A 14,661-nucleotide genomic window follows, 5' to 3' on the forward strand; every position below is an offset into this window, starting at 1 on the left:
TGGCCAGAACCGCTTCGCTGAGTGTTGTTGGCCGCTCTTATTGGTGGGCCAGCGTGGGCGGCGCGCCGCGCCAGCGGGCCATGCTGTCCATGATGAGCACGGTGCACACCATCCAGGTGCCGCCCAGCAGCCAGCCGGCCAGCACATCGCTGGCGTAGTGCACGTGCAGCACCACGCGGCTGAAACCGGTGGTGAAGACTAGCGCGCCTGCTGTACAGGCCGCAGGCAGGTGCCAGCGCCGGGGCAGCAGCCGCACCGCCAGATACGCCAGCATGGCGTAGGCCACAATCGATGCGCTGCTGTGCCCACTCGGAAAGCTGAAGCCATCGGCCTGGGCTGCGCCGTGCACATGCTCGGGCCGCACGCGGGCAAACACGTCCTTGAGGATCTTGGTCAACAGCCCGTTGCCGGCCATGGCCACGAACCAGCCCACGGCCAGCAGGCGGTGCTTGCTCCACCACAGCGCTGCTGTCACCGCCACGGTCAATGCCGCCAGCACCCAGCTGTCGCCCAGGTGGGTAACGGTGGCGAACCACCGCAGGTCCCCCATGCTGGCCTGGGTGCGCAGCTGGTGGGCAATGGCCTCGTCCACCCGCCCCCAGGTGCCTGTGGCCTGCCCGCTCTCGGCCAGGGCGGCCAGCACCGCGCCGCCTGCCAGCAGCGCGCAGGCGGCAGCAGCCATGGCCATCACCAGCAACGCGGTGGCGCTGGCGGGGTGCAGCCAGCGGCGCAGGGGCGATTGCTGGTGGCGAAGTGCCCGCAGGCCTTGCAGTGCCAGGCCGCCCAGCAGGGCGCACAGGGCCATGCCGCACAGCCACAGCGGTAGGGGGTGTTGGGCGATCCAGGGGGCCAGGGTGTCCAGGGTCATCAGGGGCTTCTTCTTTGGGTTGCGGCAAAGGTGAGTAGGGGCAGCGCTGCAGCGCTGGCAAGGGCCGTGTTTTTACACGAAGTGCCCGGCTGCGGCAGGCTATTCCCCGCCGCTGGCACGGTATGGGCGGGTGGGCGGTGCGCCTTTGTAGGTGCCTGCTGACATGCAGCAGCGCAGCGCGCTGGCTGCCAAGGGGCGAGGGGCTGGGCACCATCCATGGGTATGCGCCCGGCGGCGCTTGTCTCTCACCGAACCCTCCGCAGGCCCCACGCCTGCCCGCTGCCATGACCGATTTTCAAAGCCCCTTGCTGCTCCATGCCCAAAGCCCCGTTCACCTGGTGGTGCCTCTGCGCCCGGGGGCGGATCTGGACCTGGCGCGCTCGCAACTGAGTGGGGCCTTTGCCCAGTGCGACCACCCCGTGGTGTGGCACGTGCCGCGCGAGCGGGGCGACATCGTGCAACTGGCCGACCATGCCGCAGCCGCTGCGCGCGACAGCGCGGGGCTGCTGGTGGCCGCCGGGGGGGATGGCACCATCAACGCTGTGGCCGCTGCGGCCCTGCGCGCCGGGGTGCCTATGGGGGTGGTGCCCATGGGCACCTTCAATTACTTCAGCCGCGAGCAGGGCCTTGCGATGGATGCCGAGGCGGCCGTGCTGCAGCTGCTGCAGGCCCTGCACGCAGGCGAGCTGCGGCCGGTGCAGGTGGGCTTTGTGAACGACCGCGTGTTTCTGGTGAACGCCAGCGTGGGCTTGTACCCGCGCTTGCTGGCAGAGCGTGAGCAGGCCACGCGCCGGTTTGGCCGCTCGCGCTGGGTGGCCATGGGCGCGGCGGTGTGGAGCATGCTGCGGCCATCGTCAGGGCGGCGCTGGCGGGTGCTGGTGCGCACCCACCAGGGCGCGCAGGTGTACGAGCAAGAGCACCAGGTAACCACTTTGTTTGTGGGCAACAACCCGCTGCAGCTGGAGCAGGTGGGGCTGCCCCAGGCGCAGTCGGTGGCGCAGGGGGGGCAACTGGCGGTGGTGCTGCTCAAGCCCCAGGGCCGCTGGGCCATGGCGCGCACTGTGTGGCGGGCGGCACTGGGGCAGTTGGAGCAAGACTCCGCCGTGCTGAGCCTGGCCTGCGCTGAGCTGACCGTGAGCCCCAGCGGCTGGCGCAAGGGCCGGGTCAAAGTGGCGTTTGATGGCGAGCGTGAGCGCATGGATGCACCGCTGTGCTTCAAATTGCACCCACGGCCTTTGTGGCTGGTGGCGCCCACCAGGCTGGAGCGCACGCCCGCATCGCCGGTGGAGCCTTTGCCTGCCGCCACGGGCGTTGCGCCATCGCTGGTCACCGCTTAATGTGAAGCAACCCTCATGGTCCAAGGCGGCTCTGCCGCCGAAGCCATGAAACTCAGTGCACGCAATCGCTTTTGTCAGAGGAATCTTTGGCGATGGATTTACCCGCTATGCAGCCGCAGCGGCTGATGCATTTGTCCGACCTGCACTTTGGTGCGCACGACCCGCAGGTGTGCGCTGCCGTGCAGCGCCTGGCCCATGCGTTGCAGATCCGTGTGGTGGTGGTGTCGGGCGACCTGACCCAACGCGCCACCCGCACACAATTTGCGCAGGCACATGATTTCATCCAGGGGCTGGGCGTGCCCGAGCGTGTGGTGCTGGCAGGCAACCACGACTTGCCTCTGTTTGCCTGGTGGCTGCGCTGGGGGCGTGCCTACGACCGCTTTGCCGCACAGTTTGGTGCGCAGTTGGAGCCGCAGCGCCAGGTCGGTCCGTTTTGTGTGGTGGGGGTGAACACCACCCGGCCTTGGCGGCATGAGCGGGGCAGCCTGTCGGCGCGCCAGGTGGACCGGGTGGCTGCAGATTTGCTGGCTGCGCCCAATGACGCCTGGTGCATCGTGGCCAGCCACCACCCTCTGGTGGGCCGCTGCGCGCAGGACCGATCCCACCGCCCCCTGGGGGCCGATGCCGCGGTGGCGCGGTGGCGCGAGGCGGGGGCGGATATGCTGCTCTCGGGCCACGTGCACCAGCCAGGCCTTTCACAGCCCTTGCCCGGGCTGTGGTCCATGCAGGCGGGCACGGCGGTGTCGCACCGTTTGCGCTGGGGGCAGCCGAATAGTTTGGTGGTGCTGCAGGTGCAGTCCGTCGTGCCCGTCGTGGGCCTGGAGCACGTTGGGACCGCACCGCTTCAGCGCCATGCCCAGCGCTGGGACTTTGATGCGAAAGCAGGCGACTTTGTCTGCGTGGAGGCGAGACCGCTGGGGTGAGGGACCTGTTGCCAGGAGCGAACAGGCACGTAGAAACACGATATTGACCATCCTGCAAGTCGGGCCTATTCTGCGGCGATGGGCTGCGCCACCGTTTTGTGGCCAGCCATCGCTTGATTGCAAGTTTGCAGTGCCAACAGATGGGCTTTCAGTACAACCATGGACAAAGACACCACAGCCTCGACCCCCGGTCCATCTGCCTTTGACCCCGATGAGGTTCTCCAGCACCTCGATGGCCTGGTCTCCCGTGACAAAGGGAGCCCGCTCAGCGCTGCGGCCCGGGCGGAGATGTCGGCCACGCTGCGCTTGGCTGCGCAGACCAGCATGGCCCCCTATGCGTTTTCATTGGTCTCGCGCGACGTCACCGTCCTTTGGGCCAAGTTGCGTGGTGGGCCTGTGACGGACAGCCAAAACCCTGATGCAGCCGATCTGGAGCCTTTGAACCGCTGCCTGGCCAAGCTCATTGAAGTCATCACCCGGTACCAAGGCACCATCGACCAGCTCTCGGGCGACGCGATCAAGGTGTTTTTTGGCGCAGAAAACCCCCGAAGCGACGATGTGCAGCGGGCTGTGATGTGCGCGGTAGAGATGCAAATGGCGATGCGCGACCTGAACATGGAGCATATGCGCGACCGCGTACCGCAGGTGTTCATGGGCATTGGCTTGAGCACGGGCAAGGCGCTGGCCGGGCGCATCGGGTCGGATGCGTTCTCGCATTTCACCGTGATGGGGGATTTGGTCAACCTGGCTTTCAGGTTGCAGGCCTTCAGTTTGCGCGGGCAGGTGCTGATCAGCGAAGAAACCTATGAGCGCTGCTGGGGACTGGTGTCTGCCACGGCGCCCATGCAGGTGTTCGTCAAGGGCTATAGCCAGCCCATCAGCATGCGTGAGTTGGTGGCCATTCCCACCCGCAGGCTCAAGGTGCCTCGCCAGGAGTTCCGACGCAGCCACCGGGTGGAGGTGCGGATTCCCTGCACTTACCAGATCGTGCAGGACGGCGTTGTCCTGCCCCACGTGGCCCAAGCCGTGATCCGCGACATGGGCTACCACGGGGCCATGCTGGAGCTGGTCGAGCCGCTGGATTTGCAAGGCGAGGTGCGCCTGTCTTTCGACCTGACCTTGGTGCAGTACCAGGCCCGGGACCTCTATGCCCGGGTCGTGACCCTCAAAACCGACACACCCCATCCTATGGCGGGTGTCGAGTTCACCTCGACCAGCGCGGAGTTTGAGGCCCGTGCGCAGATGTTTGTGCAGATGATGGTGGCTGCCGGGTAAGCCCGGGGCGGCAGTGCCTCAGGTTGCAGATGCACGCGGCGCCGTGATGCGATCAGAGAGGCCCTAGCAGCCCAGCGCCTGTGCCAAGGCAACCAGATTGGCGCAATGCAGGTCGTTGCCGGGCTGCGGTGTCACGTCTTTGATGTGCTGGGCACCAAACTCCAGGGGCCGCTCGATGTAGACCGTGCGCAGGCCGCAAGCGCGCGCTGCGGCCAAGTCGTCATGGTGGGCCGCCACCAGCGCCACCTGCTGCGGGGCAAGGTCAAACACCTTGGCCACCCCCAGGTAGGTGGCAGGCGCGGGCTTGTAGGCTTTGAAGACCTCCGCACTCAACACGCAATCCCACGGCAGGCCAGCGCGCTTGGCCATGTTGGTCAGCAGGCCGATATTGCCGTTGGAGAGTGTGGTGATGGTGAACCGGGTCTTGAGCCGCTGCAGGCCTTCCACACTGTCGGCCCAGGCATCCAGGCGGTGCCACACCCGGTTGAGGTGGTGCCGTTCGGCTTCGGACAGGTGCGCCAGACCAAAGCGCGGAAGAATCTCTTCCAGGATGCCCCGGTGCAAGTCGTCGATCAGCGTCCAGCCTTGCTCACCCGCCATCACCCGGGCCATGGCCGGCTGGTAGCCAGCGCGCCAGGCCCGTGCAAAGGCATCGCCGTCCACGCTCGGGTGCCGTGTCTGCATCTCGCGCACGATGCTGCCGTGCCAGTCCACCACCGTGCCAAAGATGTCGAAAGCCAGCACCTGGACGGTGTCGGCCAGGGTGTCGGCTGTGCAGGGGGCTTTCGTCATTCGCAGTCCTTCCAAAAAGGGGCTGGGCTTTGGGGCTGCCATGGTGACATGGACGGACCGTGTTGCCCGGCCTGCCCGTCACCCATGCGACGCATTCCCCTGTCCCAGCAAGTCTGTGGATGGCGTGCTATGGTTACAAAAAACGGGTTTACCCCCGTAACTCTGTTTCTTTTCGCGCTCTTTCCCGCTCCCAACCCCGTCTGTTGCCCATGTTGCCCCGCTGTCTTTCGGGGCCACCTTCCTTTGCTGTTGCCCTTGCCATGACCGCGCCTTTGCCCTCAACGTCTCTCGCATCCACCCCGACCGATGACCGCACCCTGGTGCGTGCCGTGCTGGCCCTGGGGGTGGGGGGCTTCTCCATTGGCACGGGTGAGTTCGTCATCATGGGTCTGCTGCCTGAGGTGGCGCGCGACATCGGTGTCAGCATCCCGCAGGCGGGCCACGTGATCAGCGCTTACGCGCTGGGTGTGGTGGTGGGCGCACCAGTGCTGGCGGTGCTGTGTGCCCACTGGGGGCGGCGGGCGTTGCTGATGGCATTGATGGCGGTGTACGCCTTGGGCAACTTCGCATCGGCCCTGGCGCCCGGTTACGCATCGCTCAGCGCCATGCGCTTGTTCACCGGCCTGCCCCATGGCACCTATTTTGGCGTGGCCGCGTTGGTGGCCGCGGCCCTGGCGCCCCCAGGGCGCCGTGCGCGGGCCGTGGGCTGGGTCATGCTGGGGCTCACCACCGCCACGCTGGTGGGCGTGCCCATCGCTGCGGCGCTGGGTGAGGTGTTTGGCTGGCGCGCCGCGTTTGTCTTCGTTGGTTTGATTGCGTTGGCCGCCGTCGCCATGGTGCGCCTGTGGGTGCCCAACATGCCCGCATCGCACGGCGCCAGCCCGCTGCGCGAGTTGGGCGCGCTGGCGCGCAAGCAGGTGTGGTTCACGCTGGGCATTGGCGCCATTGGCTTTGGTGGCATGTTTGCGGTGTTCAGCTACATCAAGCCCACGCTGCTGGAAGTGGCAGGCATGCCACCGGCGTTGATGCCCTTCGTGCTCTCGCTGTTCGGCCTGGGCATGGTGGCGGGCAACATCGTCGGCTCGCGCATGGCCGACAAGGCGTTGATGCCCGCCATCGGCAAGGTGCTGCTGTGGTCCATCGTGGTCATGGCGCTCTTCGTGCCTGCCGCGCACCACCCCATCAGCGCGGCGCTGGCCACCTTCTTCCTGGGCACGGTGGTCGCTATTGGCCCTGCATTGCAGATCCGCCTGATGGATGTGGCTGGCGACGCGCAGACCTTGGCCGCTGCGCTCAACCACTCGGCCTTCAATGCGGCCAATGCGCTGGGTGCCTGGCTTGGCGGCGTGTCCATCGCGGCGGGCCTGGGCTGGACGTCCACCGGCTGGGTGGGCGTGGTGCTGGGCCTGGGCGGCGTCGGGATCTTTGCGTGGTCGCTGAGCAGCGAGCGGGCCACGAAGCGTCACTGATTCCTGCCGCCTGCTTGGTACACTGATTTTTCACAGTCATTCTGTCCCAACCCAGGTACCACATGGATCATCACGCTCTGTCCCGTTTGTTGTTGCGCATTGCAGGCGTGGTCGTAATCGTGGCGACCTTGACTGCCGTGCCCAAATCCATCGTGACCCTGGTGGTGGCTGCGGGCCAGGAGGCCAATGCTTCCCCTCTGATTACGGCGATCATCGCTTCCCTTGTTCCGCTGATGATAGGGATGGCCATGGTCTGGCTTCCCGGGACGGTGGCGAATCGCTTGGTTGACAGCACTTCCACTGGCAATAGCCAGGTCGACGCGGCGGCCAGTCTGCAGGCAGTTGCGTTGTCCGTTATTGGCTTCTATTTCTTCGCGTCTTCGCTGTTCGACGCCGTTTTCTGGGTGGCGCGCCTCAAGCTCTATTCAGCAGTGATGGAGACCAGCGAAGCGTTTGCAGGCGCGCCTGCAGTCATGCCCGATGACTTTGCCGGTATGGTGGCCACTGGCGTTCAGGCGCTTGCGGGAGTTCTTCTTTTACTTGGCAGCAAAGGTGTTGGTCGCCTGCTCGTCAAGGCACGTGGACACGCCTGATCAATGCCACCCATTCCCGTGAAGGCAGCGTGCGGTTGACGGGGCACCTGTGGGGGTTTGCGCTACAGGGCGTAGCGGACGTACTTGTGAAAGGCTCTGAAGCTGCGTTACAGTGAACACGGGCCAACCCCATTGTTGGCCACGTCGCTCGGACGGTTCCGGGCGCTTACGTGAAAGTTCACCAGCATGTCTGCTTCTCAAGGCAAACGCCGCTTTGCGCGCATCGATCGCCTCCCTCCTTACGTCTTCAACATCACGGCAGAGCTCAAACTCGCCGCTCGCCGCCGGGGCGAAGACATCATTGACATGAGCATGGGCAACCCCGATGGGGCCACGCCGCCGCACATCGTCGCCAAGCTCACTGAAGTGGCCCAGCGGCCCGACACCCACGGCTACAGCGCCAGCAAAGGCATACCCCGCCTGCGCCGCGCCATCAGCCACTGGTACAAAGACCGCTACGCGGTGGACATCAACCCAGACACCGAGGCCATCGTCACCATCGGCTCCAAGGAGGGCTTGGCCCACCTGATGCTGGCCACGTTGGACCGGGGCGACACCGTGCTGGTGCCCGACCCGAGCTACCCCATCCACATCTACGGCGCGGTGATTGCCGGGGCCGACATCCGCAGCGTGCCTGTGGCACCGGATGTGGACTTTTTTGCCGAGTTGGAAAAGGCCATTCGCGGCAGCTACCCCAAGCCCAAGATGATGATCTTTGGCTTCCCGAGCAACCCCACCGCGCAGTGCGTGGAGCTGTCTTTCTTCGAGCGCGTGATCGCCCTGGCCAAGAAACACGACATCCTGGTGGTGCACGACCTGGCCTACGCGGACATCGTGTACGACGGCTACCGCGCCCCCAGCATCATGGAAGTGCCCGGAGCCAAGGACGTGGCGGTGGAGTTCTTCACCCTGTCCAAGAGCTACAACATGGCCGGCTGGCGCGTGGGCTTCATGGTCGGCAACCCTGACCTGGTGGCCGCGCTCGCCCGCATCAAGAGCTACCACGACTACGGCACCTTCACGCCACTGCAGGTGGCCGCCATCGCCGCGCTGGAGGGCGACCAGCAGTGCGTGAAAGAGATTGCCGCCCAGTACCAGCGCCGCCGTGACGTGCTCTACAAGGGCCTGACTGAATCGGGCTGGGCCGTGGACTGCCCCAAGGCCAGCATGTACATCTGGGCCCGCATCCCCGAGCCCTACCGTGCGCTGGGCTCGCTGGAGTTTGCGCGCCAACTGCTCGACAAGGCCAAGGTGTGCGTCTCGCCCGGCATCGGCTTTGGCGACCAGGGCGATGAATACGTGCGCTTCGCCCTCATCGAGAACGAGGCACGCATCCGCCAGGCCGTGCGTGGCATACGAGCCATGTTCAAAGCCGATGGACTGTTGAAGGTCCCCGCAGCGACTGCAGCCTGAAGCAGCCCTGTTCGGTGGGGCGGGCTATGCACTTGGTGTCCGCCTTCTCCCCCGCCTATGTACGGTTTCGGCGATGGCTTACGGCCCTCAGCCGAGGCCTTCGCTTAGACTGTTTTGCATGTTTCTGGACTACAACCCCGACGACCTCGACGTCACCATTTCTGAACTGCTGGTGGCCACCAGCGACTCTGCGGACCCGGACCTCCCGGCCGCAGTGCCGCAGGTGTTGCAGTTGCTGCGCACCCGCTTGGGCATGGATGTGGCGTTCGTCTCGCAGATCACCGACGGTCGCCGCATCATCAAGGCCGTGGACAGTGCCCCCGACTGCTCACTGCTGGAGCCGGGCATGTCTGACCCTGTGGAGGAAAGCTGGTGCCAGCGGGTGGTGGAAGGGCGATTGCCGGAGGTGATGCAGGATGCGAAGCCCTATGTGGCATCCGGCAAAGCCCCGGATCCCGGATTTCCCATCGGCACCCACTTGAGCACGCCAGTGCGCCTTGCCGGTGGCGCGGTGTATGGCACGTTGTGCTGCTTCAGCCGGGGTGTGCACGCCGGGGCGGACATTGACCGGCTGCGCTACACGGCCAGCTTGCTGGCCACCAAGTTGGCGCCTGCCTCGGCTGTGGCCAACCGTTGACGGCCTCAGGATAAAAAAAGGGGCGCCCGCAGACGCCCCAACCTTGGATCACTTGCAAGTCAGGCAGGCACCGCCCACCAGCGGTGCCGCCGCACTCAGAACGCGTGCCGCATGCCTACCGCAAAGCTGGTGCCACTGGCGTTGAGCAAGCCGCTGCCCACGGTGTTGGTGCGGGTGCTGTCGCGCATGACCATGGCGTACAGGTCAGTGCGCTTGGACAGCCAGTAGTCATAGCCCACGGTAAACACCTTGCGCTGCACATTGCCGCCCGCTGCGGTGGCGGGCACGGGGCCCACGGCGTCGCTGGTGCGGCGTGATGCGTAGCCAGCCAGGATGTTGCCTGCGCCCACAGGCACCGTGGCGCTCAGGTCCCACACTTTGTAGGACACATCCAGAGGGGTGGCTTCGGTGCCCTTGTTTTCAATGCGGCCCAGGTGCGCCCACAGCTTGACGGCCTTGAAGTCGTAAGACCCCGCCCATTGCCACGAGCGGGTGTTGTTGGGCGACGTGCCGTCGGCAAACGTCAGCGGGTTTTTCTTCACGCTTTGCCAGGCCAGCGAGGTGGCCAGGGGGCCGCTGGCATAAGCCACCCGCAGGGCCCGGTTGCCGCCGCCCTGGGCTTCTGATGCAGCGTAGGCCGCAGCGCCGGTAAAGCCTGCGATGTTGGGGCTGTCGTACACCACCGAGTTGGTCCAGGCCGTGCCGCCGGTGAGGGGGCTGCCCACAAAAGTCACCAGGTTCAGCGGGCCAAAGATGGTGCCGTCGCCAAAGGCGTTCGAGCCGATGCTGTTGGCGAACATCAGCGTGGTGACGTTGCCCAGGCGCAGGCGCCCCAGGTCCTTGTGGGCCAACGCCACCCAGGCCATGCGCGAGAAGAAGGGGTCTGCCGCCACATTGACGGGGGCGCCAATGGCATCGTTGCGGCCCACGGCGCCAGTGTCGTTGCGCACAAAAGACGACATCTCGAAGCTCGCCGACAAGCCGCCACCCAGGTCCTCATTGCCCCGCAGGCCCCAGCGGCTGGTGGACATGCTGCCGCTCTCCACTTTGCTCACGGCGGTGTTTTGCGCATTGATGCCAGCCGCTGAGCCGTTGAATCGACCCACCGAGGCGTCCACGATCCCGTAGAGGGTGACGCTGGAGGTGCCGGTGCTTTGGGCTTGCGCGGCCAACGAAGCCGTGGCCAAAGTGGCCATGCCAACAGCACGCGCCCACGATGCGCGGGAGCGCAGCGCCTGGCGTCGGGCTTGACGGGCGTCGGTGGTGTGACGGGGAAGGAATGAGGTTTGTCTCTGCATGGTGATGTTCTTTCTGAATGGACGCTGGGGATGGAGCCCATGCTGCGCGCCGTCTTGTGGGCGTTGCGCTGCAGGGGTGTGCGCACCAGCCGCCGCAGGGGGCGGGCAGTGGCGTGGGTGGGGCATTTCGCCCTGAGGGTGGTGCTTGCTGTGCATCAAGAAATAGTTATATTTACTAACTAAATTCTTGAATACACGTAGAAACCCGAGTCACCCCGTGAGAGGAGGGGGCAGGCGTTGTCGATCGCGGGCAGGGCTGCCGTCGGGCGAAGCAGGGTGCGGGGCGCTCATAGCGCGTTGCCTTGGCCCCTTGTTGGTGCACCATCTGAGGCCGTTCAGGGGCTGCATTCGGTGTACTGTTTTGCTATTTATTTGATAGCTGCTTGCGCTTTGTATGAAGGCGCTAGAGGCCTATTTGGGGCTGATGAATGTAGCCAACCGGCTACATCGCCCAGATGCGGGGTGGCACGGCATCAAGCTGCCACAGGGCTTTGCGCCAGGCGCTGCGCACTTGCTTGAGCAACTGCATGGCAGGCTCCACCTGGGGCGCCAGCACGCGCAACACCACCACCTGCGGGTTGGGGCTGGTGGCTCCCGCCGTGGCCTTGAGCGAGTGCGTATCCACCACAGCCCGGGCGGCATCCAGCGCGGCATCGCGCCGGGCTCTGTCCAGGGGCGTGCCCGTGACAAAGAACAAACTGCCCAGACAGCGCTGCCCGGCCAGGCCCAGGGGGCTGTGCAGCAGCTGGTGGTCTGCTGCGTTGATGGTGCCGCGCTCCAGCCACACACCGGGCACTTCGATGTGCTGTTCAAAATCGCCCGTTTCAAAGGGCTGGTTGGCGTGGGGCAGGCCCAGGGCGGTGACGTCCCAGCCCATGCATTCGGCGCCTGCCGCCAGTGACAGTGTCAGGTGGTTGCGGGCGTGGCAGGCGTTGTAGCAAAGCGCCTCCAGCGGCAGCCATTCCAGGCGCGCGTTCTCAGCCAGGGTGAGGTGGGTGCGCTGCAGCGCCAGCTCGCCAGCCGATCGGTAAAACCGCGTGGCCCCCGGTGTGGTGACCAGCCCGTGCGCCCCTGTGCCCACGGTGGCGGCAATCTCCAGCGTGTCACCGCCCACCAAACCGCCCGGCGGGTGCACCAGCACGTTGTGGCAGATGGCGTCGCCCTCGGGGTACAGGCTTTGCAGAATGCGCAGCGGCCCGTTGTGCTCAAACCGCGCTAGGGTGCGGGCGTTTTCGAGGGTGTAGTTCAGTTGCAGGCGCGCGTGCCAGGGCATGTTGGATGTCTGTTTACTATCAAAAATATAGCTGCTTGCGCTTGATAGACAAGCGCAGCAGCCCGTTTTTTCTAGTAAGCATATTCCATACCCTGCAAGCCTGCGGGTATTTCAGGCCTTACAGCCAGGGCTGGAGCCAGCCCAGCCCGTCGGACGTGGCATGGGCTGCCGTGCCGCGCGCGGGGCGGTATTCGCAGCCAATCCAGCCGTCGTAGCCCAGGCTGTCCAGCAGCTTGAACAGGTAGGTGTAGTCGATCTCGCCCACATCGGGTTCGTGGCGCTCGGGCACACCGGCAATCTGGAAGTGGCCGACGTTGCCTGTGGGCAGGTACTGGCGCACCTTCATGGCCAGGTCGCCTTCCACGATCTGGCAGTGGTACAGGTCCATCTGCACCTTCACGTTGGCGGCGCCGATGTCTGCGATCAGCGCATGGGCCTGGTCCTGGCGGCTGAGGAAGAAGCCGGGCATGTCGCGGCCGTTGATGGGCTCCAGCAGGATCTGTATGCCATGGGGTGCAGCCTGCGCGGCGGCGTAGCGCACGTTGGCGATGTAGGTGGAGCGCACGGTGGCTGCGTCCGCGCCCTGGGGCACCAGCCCTGCCATCAGGTGGATGCGGGGGCACTGCAGCGCCTGGGCGTATTCAACCGCCTTGGCAATGCCTTCGCGGAACTCGGCCTCGCGCCCGGGCAGGCAGGCCAGCCCGCGTTCGCCCGCGTCCCAGTTGCCGGGCGGGGCGTTGAACAGCACCTGCTGCAGGCCGTTGGCTTGCAGCCGTGTGGCCAGTTCTTGCGCCGGGTAGGCGTAGGGAAACAGGTACTCCACCGCCTGGAAGCCATCGCGTGCGGCGGCGGCAAAACGGTCGAGAAAGTCCACGTCGTTGTAGAGCATGGACAGATTGGCGGCGAAGCGGGGCATGAAAGTTTCCTGAGAAAAAAGCGGTCAGCGGCGCGGTGCGTGGGTGAGCACCTGCGCCAGCCGGTCTTGGTACAAGCGCGCCAGGCCCACCGTGCTGTGGCCGAGGGTGTCGGCGCTGGCTGGGATTACGTAGGCCTGTGCGTGCGGGATGCGGGCGATGGCTTTGTCCAGCACGCCCAGCTCGGGTGGGTTGCGCTCATCGTCTGCCGAGTTGATGGCCAGCACGCGCGCGGTGATGCGTTCCAGCCCGGGCTCGGGGTCGTAGTCGCGTGATGCCTCCCACTGGTAGATGTGGTCGTTGGCATCGCCACGGAATGGGGCTTTGAGGCGTTGCTCCACCAGTGCATCGGCCGCAGCGCGGTTGGGGGCCAGCTTTTGCAGGCCCTGGTTGCCTCCGTTGGTGCCGGTGCCAAAGAACACCGACGCAAACTGCAGGCTGCGGGGCTGGCGGGTGTAGTTGCCGCCCTGCCATTCGGGGTCGTTGCGGATGGCATCCACCAGCAGGCGGCGCATCATCCAGTTGCGGCCTGACATGGCGGCGGGCAGCGAGGCCATGGGCACGGCAATGTCCATGAAGTCGGGGTAGCGCTGGGCCCACACCCAGGTGTGCATGCCGCCCATGGAGTTGCCGACGATGGCGCGCACATGGCGCACGCCCAGGTGCTCGGTCAACAGGCGGTACTGGGCCTGCACCATGTCGTCGTAGTTGTAGGCCGGAAAGGCGGCGCGCAGGCCGTCAGACGGCTTGCTGGAGCGGCCGGTGCCGATGGCGTCCGGCAGGATGATGAAGTACTTGCGCGCATCCAGAGGCTGGCCGGGGCCAAACAGCGTGCCTGCAAAGCCGGGCGTGAGCATGCTTTCTGCCGATCCATTGGTGCCATGCAGCACCAGCACGGGCTCTCCAGTGGGCTCGCCCACGGTGGAGTAGGCCAACTTGAGTTCGGGCAGGGTCTGGCCGGTGTGGAAGCGGAAATCCTTGACGACCCACTCGCCGTGCTTGGGGGCGGGGTAGTCCGCAGCCGATGCACCGCCCGTGGCCAGCACGCCCAGCAGCATGGGAGCAAAGGCTTTGCGCCAGAAAGAAAGGGTCATGGTTTGTCTCCTTGTGTTTGTTCTTTCGTCCCCGCGCCATGTGCGCAGCCAGCCCGATACCAGTTACCAATTACCAATGGGCACCAAAGCTCTGGCGCAGCTCCTCGATCTGGGGTTCGGTCAGCGATGTGGGGCGAGGCTGGCACAGCATCCACAGGCGTGCGGTTTCTTCCAGCTCCTCCAGCACGGCCATGGCGGCGGCGGGCGTGTCGTGCCACACGTTGGGCCCCAGGCGCGCCAGCATCACGGCACGCACAGGGCTGCCCTGTGCGGCATAGCGGGTGATGGTCTGCGCCACCAGTGCTGCTGCGGCGGCATCGCCGGGGCGGTGGTAGGGGATGTGCGGCACGCGACCCACCTTCATCACAAAGTAGGGCGTGATGGGGGGCAGCAATTGCGCATCAGGCATCAGCTGGCCGCCTGCGGCGGTGTCGGCCTGCAGCGAGCAGGCCACCAGGTGCGTGCTGTGGGTGTGGATCACGCAGCGTGCGGGGGCTGCGGTCGATGCCGAGGCCTCGTAAATCTGCCGATGTAAGGCAATGGTCTTGCTGGCCCGGTCGCCTGCCACCTGCTGGCCTTGTGCGTCCAGGTGCGCCAGCCGCTCGGGCTGCAGCGTGCCCAGGCAGGCATCGGTGGGGGTGATGAGGTAGCCATCGGCCAGGCGCGCGCTGATGTTGCCGGCGGTGGCGTGCACATAGCCCCGCTCAAACAGGCTGCGGCCTACGCGGCAGATCTCGTCGCGGGCTTGGGGCTCATCCATGAAGGCGGGGGTAGA

General features: G+C 65.8%; 13 protein-coding genes and 1 pseudogene. 7 read left to right on the forward strand and 7 right to left on the reverse strand.

The window, feature by feature from the left end; translation table 11 throughout:
* Window positions 1-37: 37 nt before the first annotated feature.
* Window positions 38-868: a phosphatase PAP2 family protein gene (locus CLU86_RS03460; RefSeq protein WP_099740635.1), complete on the reverse strand. Its 831-nt coding sequence runs from the start codon at window positions 866-868 to the stop codon at window positions 38-40.
* 284 nt (window positions 869-1,152) lie between these two features.
* On the opposite strand from CLU86_RS03460, the gene CLU86_RS03465 reads away from it, so the two are divergent.
* From CLU86_RS03465 to CLU86_RS03475, 3 genes are all read left to right on the forward strand, one after another.
* The gene (locus CLU86_RS03465; protein WP_099740636.1) at window positions 1,153-2,205 is read left to right on the forward strand and encodes a diacylglycerol kinase family protein; all 1,053 of its coding nucleotides are present in this window, start codon (window positions 1,153-1,155) and stop codon (window positions 2,203-2,205) included.
* Between the two features lie 92 nt (window positions 2,206-2,297).
* Window positions 2,298-3,128 (forward strand): metallophosphoesterase, encoded by an 831-nt coding sequence (locus tag CLU86_RS03470; protein WP_233194772.1) that lies wholly within the window; start codon window positions 2,298-2,300, stop codon window positions 3,126-3,128.
* Window positions 3,129-3,287: 159 nt separating this feature from the next.
* Window positions 3,288-4,403: an adenylate/guanylate cyclase domain-containing protein gene (locus CLU86_RS03475; protein ID WP_099740637.1), complete on the forward strand. Its 1,116-nt coding sequence runs from the start codon at window positions 3,288-3,290 to the stop codon at window positions 4,401-4,403.
* A gap of 63 nt (window positions 4,404-4,466) precedes the next feature.
* Here the strand turns inward: CLU86_RS03475 and CLU86_RS03480 are convergent, their stop codons facing one another.
* On the reverse strand, window positions 4,467-5,195 hold the full coding sequence (locus CLU86_RS03480) for a haloacid dehalogenase type II (protein ID WP_099740638.1): 729 nt from the start codon (window positions 5,193-5,195) through the stop codon (window positions 4,467-4,469).
* 260 nt (window positions 5,196-5,455) lie between these two features.
* Between CLU86_RS03480 and CLU86_RS03485 the strand changes: the two genes are divergently transcribed.
* The 4 genes from CLU86_RS03485 (at window position 5,456) to CLU86_RS03500 (ending at window position 9,307) form a co-directional block, all read left to right on the forward strand.
* On the forward strand, window positions 5,456-6,664 hold the full coding sequence (locus CLU86_RS03485; protein WP_099740639.1) for an MFS transporter: 1,209 nt from the start codon (window positions 5,456-5,458) through the stop codon (window positions 6,662-6,664).
* A 62-nt stretch (window positions 6,665-6,726) separates the two neighbouring features.
* On the forward strand, window positions 6,727-7,257 hold the full coding sequence (locus CLU86_RS03490) for a hypothetical protein (RefSeq protein ID WP_099740640.1): 531 nt from the start codon (window positions 6,727-6,729) through the stop codon (window positions 7,255-7,257).
* A 186-nt stretch (window positions 7,258-7,443) separates the two neighbouring features.
* Window positions 7,444-8,670: an alanine transaminase gene (gene alaC / locus CLU86_RS03495; RefSeq protein WP_099740641.1), complete on the forward strand. Its 1,227-nt coding sequence runs from the start codon at window positions 7,444-7,446 to the stop codon at window positions 8,668-8,670.
* Between the two features lie 118 nt (window positions 8,671-8,788).
* The gene (locus CLU86_RS03500) at window positions 8,789-9,307 is read left to right on the forward strand and encodes a GAF domain-containing protein (RefSeq protein WP_099740642.1); all 519 of its coding nucleotides are present in this window, start codon (window positions 8,789-8,791) and stop codon (window positions 9,305-9,307) included.
* Between the two features lie 95 nt (window positions 9,308-9,402).
* Here the strand turns inward: CLU86_RS03500 and CLU86_RS03505 are convergent, their stop codons facing one another.
* The 5 genes and pseudogenes from CLU86_RS03505 to CLU86_RS03525 all read right to left on the reverse strand — a co-directional run bounded on the left by CLU86_RS03505 (window position 9,403) and on the right by CLU86_RS03525 (window position 14,646).
* The gene (locus CLU86_RS03505; protein ID WP_233194773.1) at window positions 9,403-10,605 is read right to left on the reverse strand and encodes a porin; all 1,203 of its coding nucleotides are present in this window, start codon (window positions 10,603-10,605) and stop codon (window positions 9,403-9,405) included.
* Between the two features lie 442 nt (window positions 10,606-11,047).
* Window positions 11,048-11,878 (reverse strand): urease accessory protein UreD, encoded by an 831-nt coding sequence (locus CLU86_RS03510; RefSeq protein ID WP_099740644.1) that lies wholly within the window; start codon window positions 11,876-11,878, stop codon window positions 11,048-11,050.
* Window positions 11,879-11,996: 118 nt separating this feature from the next.
* A complete protein-coding gene (otnI, locus tag CLU86_RS03515; protein ID WP_099740645.1) occupies window positions 11,997-12,794 on the reverse strand; it encodes a 2-oxo-tetronate isomerase in 798 nt (265 codons plus the stop codon).
* A gap of 90 nt (window positions 12,795-12,884) precedes the next feature.
* Window positions 12,885-13,886, reverse strand: a pseudogene (locus CLU86_RS03520) (alpha/beta fold hydrolase); the annotation flags it as partial.
* 70 nt (window positions 13,887-13,956) lie between these two features.
* Window positions 13,957-14,646, reverse strand: coding sequence for an aldolase (locus CLU86_RS03525; RefSeq protein ID WP_099743251.1), 690 nt, complete (start codon window positions 14,644-14,646; stop codon window positions 13,957-13,959).
* Window positions 14,647-14,661: the final 15 nt, after the last annotated feature.

The organism is Acidovorax sp. 62 (genome assembly GCF_002754495.1).
Lineage (GTDB): Bacteria > Pseudomonadota > Gammaproteobacteria > Burkholderiales > Burkholderiaceae_C > Acidovorax.

Bases quoted from the DNA above. Each gene is read 5' to 3' on its own strand.
- CLU86_RS03460 (WP_099740635.1), bottom strand. From the start codon at position 868: ATGACCCTGGACACCCTGGCCCCCTGGATCGCCCAACACCCCCTACCG.
- CLU86_RS03465 (WP_099740636.1), top strand. From the start codon at position 1,153: ATGACCGATTTTCAAAGCCCCTTGCTGCTCCATGCCCAAAGCCCCGTT.
- CLU86_RS03470 (WP_233194772.1), top strand. From the start codon at position 2,298: ATGGATTTACCCGCTATGCAGCCGCAGCGGCTGATGCATTTGTCCGAC.
- CLU86_RS03475 (WP_099740637.1), top strand. From the start codon at position 3,288: ATGGACAAAGACACCACAGCCTCGACCCCCGGTCCATCTGCCTTTGAC.
- CLU86_RS03480 (WP_099740638.1), bottom strand. From the start codon at position 5,195: ATGACGAAAGCCCCCTGCACAGCCGACACCCTGGCCGACACCGTCCAG.
- CLU86_RS03485 (WP_099740639.1), top strand. From the start codon at position 5,456: ATGACCGCGCCTTTGCCCTCAACGTCTCTCGCATCCACCCCGACCGAT.
- CLU86_RS03490 (WP_099740640.1), top strand. From the start codon at position 6,727: ATGGATCATCACGCTCTGTCCCGTTTGTTGTTGCGCATTGCAGGCGTG.
- alaC (WP_099740641.1), top strand. From the start codon at position 7,444: ATGTCTGCTTCTCAAGGCAAACGCCGCTTTGCGCGCATCGATCGCCTC.
- CLU86_RS03500 (WP_099740642.1), top strand. From the start codon at position 8,789: ATGTTTCTGGACTACAACCCCGACGACCTCGACGTCACCATTTCTGAA.
- CLU86_RS03505 (WP_233194773.1), bottom strand. From the start codon at position 10,605: ATGCAGAGACAAACCTCATTCCTTCCCCGTCACACCACCGACGCCCGT.
- CLU86_RS03510 (WP_099740644.1), bottom strand. From the start codon at position 11,878: ATGCCCTGGCACGCGCGCCTGCAACTGAACTACACCCTCGAAAACGCC.
- otnI (WP_099740645.1), bottom strand. From the start codon at position 12,794: ATGCCCCGCTTCGCCGCCAATCTGTCCATGCTCTACAACGACGTGGAC.
- CLU86_RS03525 (WP_099743251.1), bottom strand. From the start codon at position 14,646: ATGGATGAGCCCCAAGCCCGCGACGAGATCTGCCGCGTAGGCCGCAGC.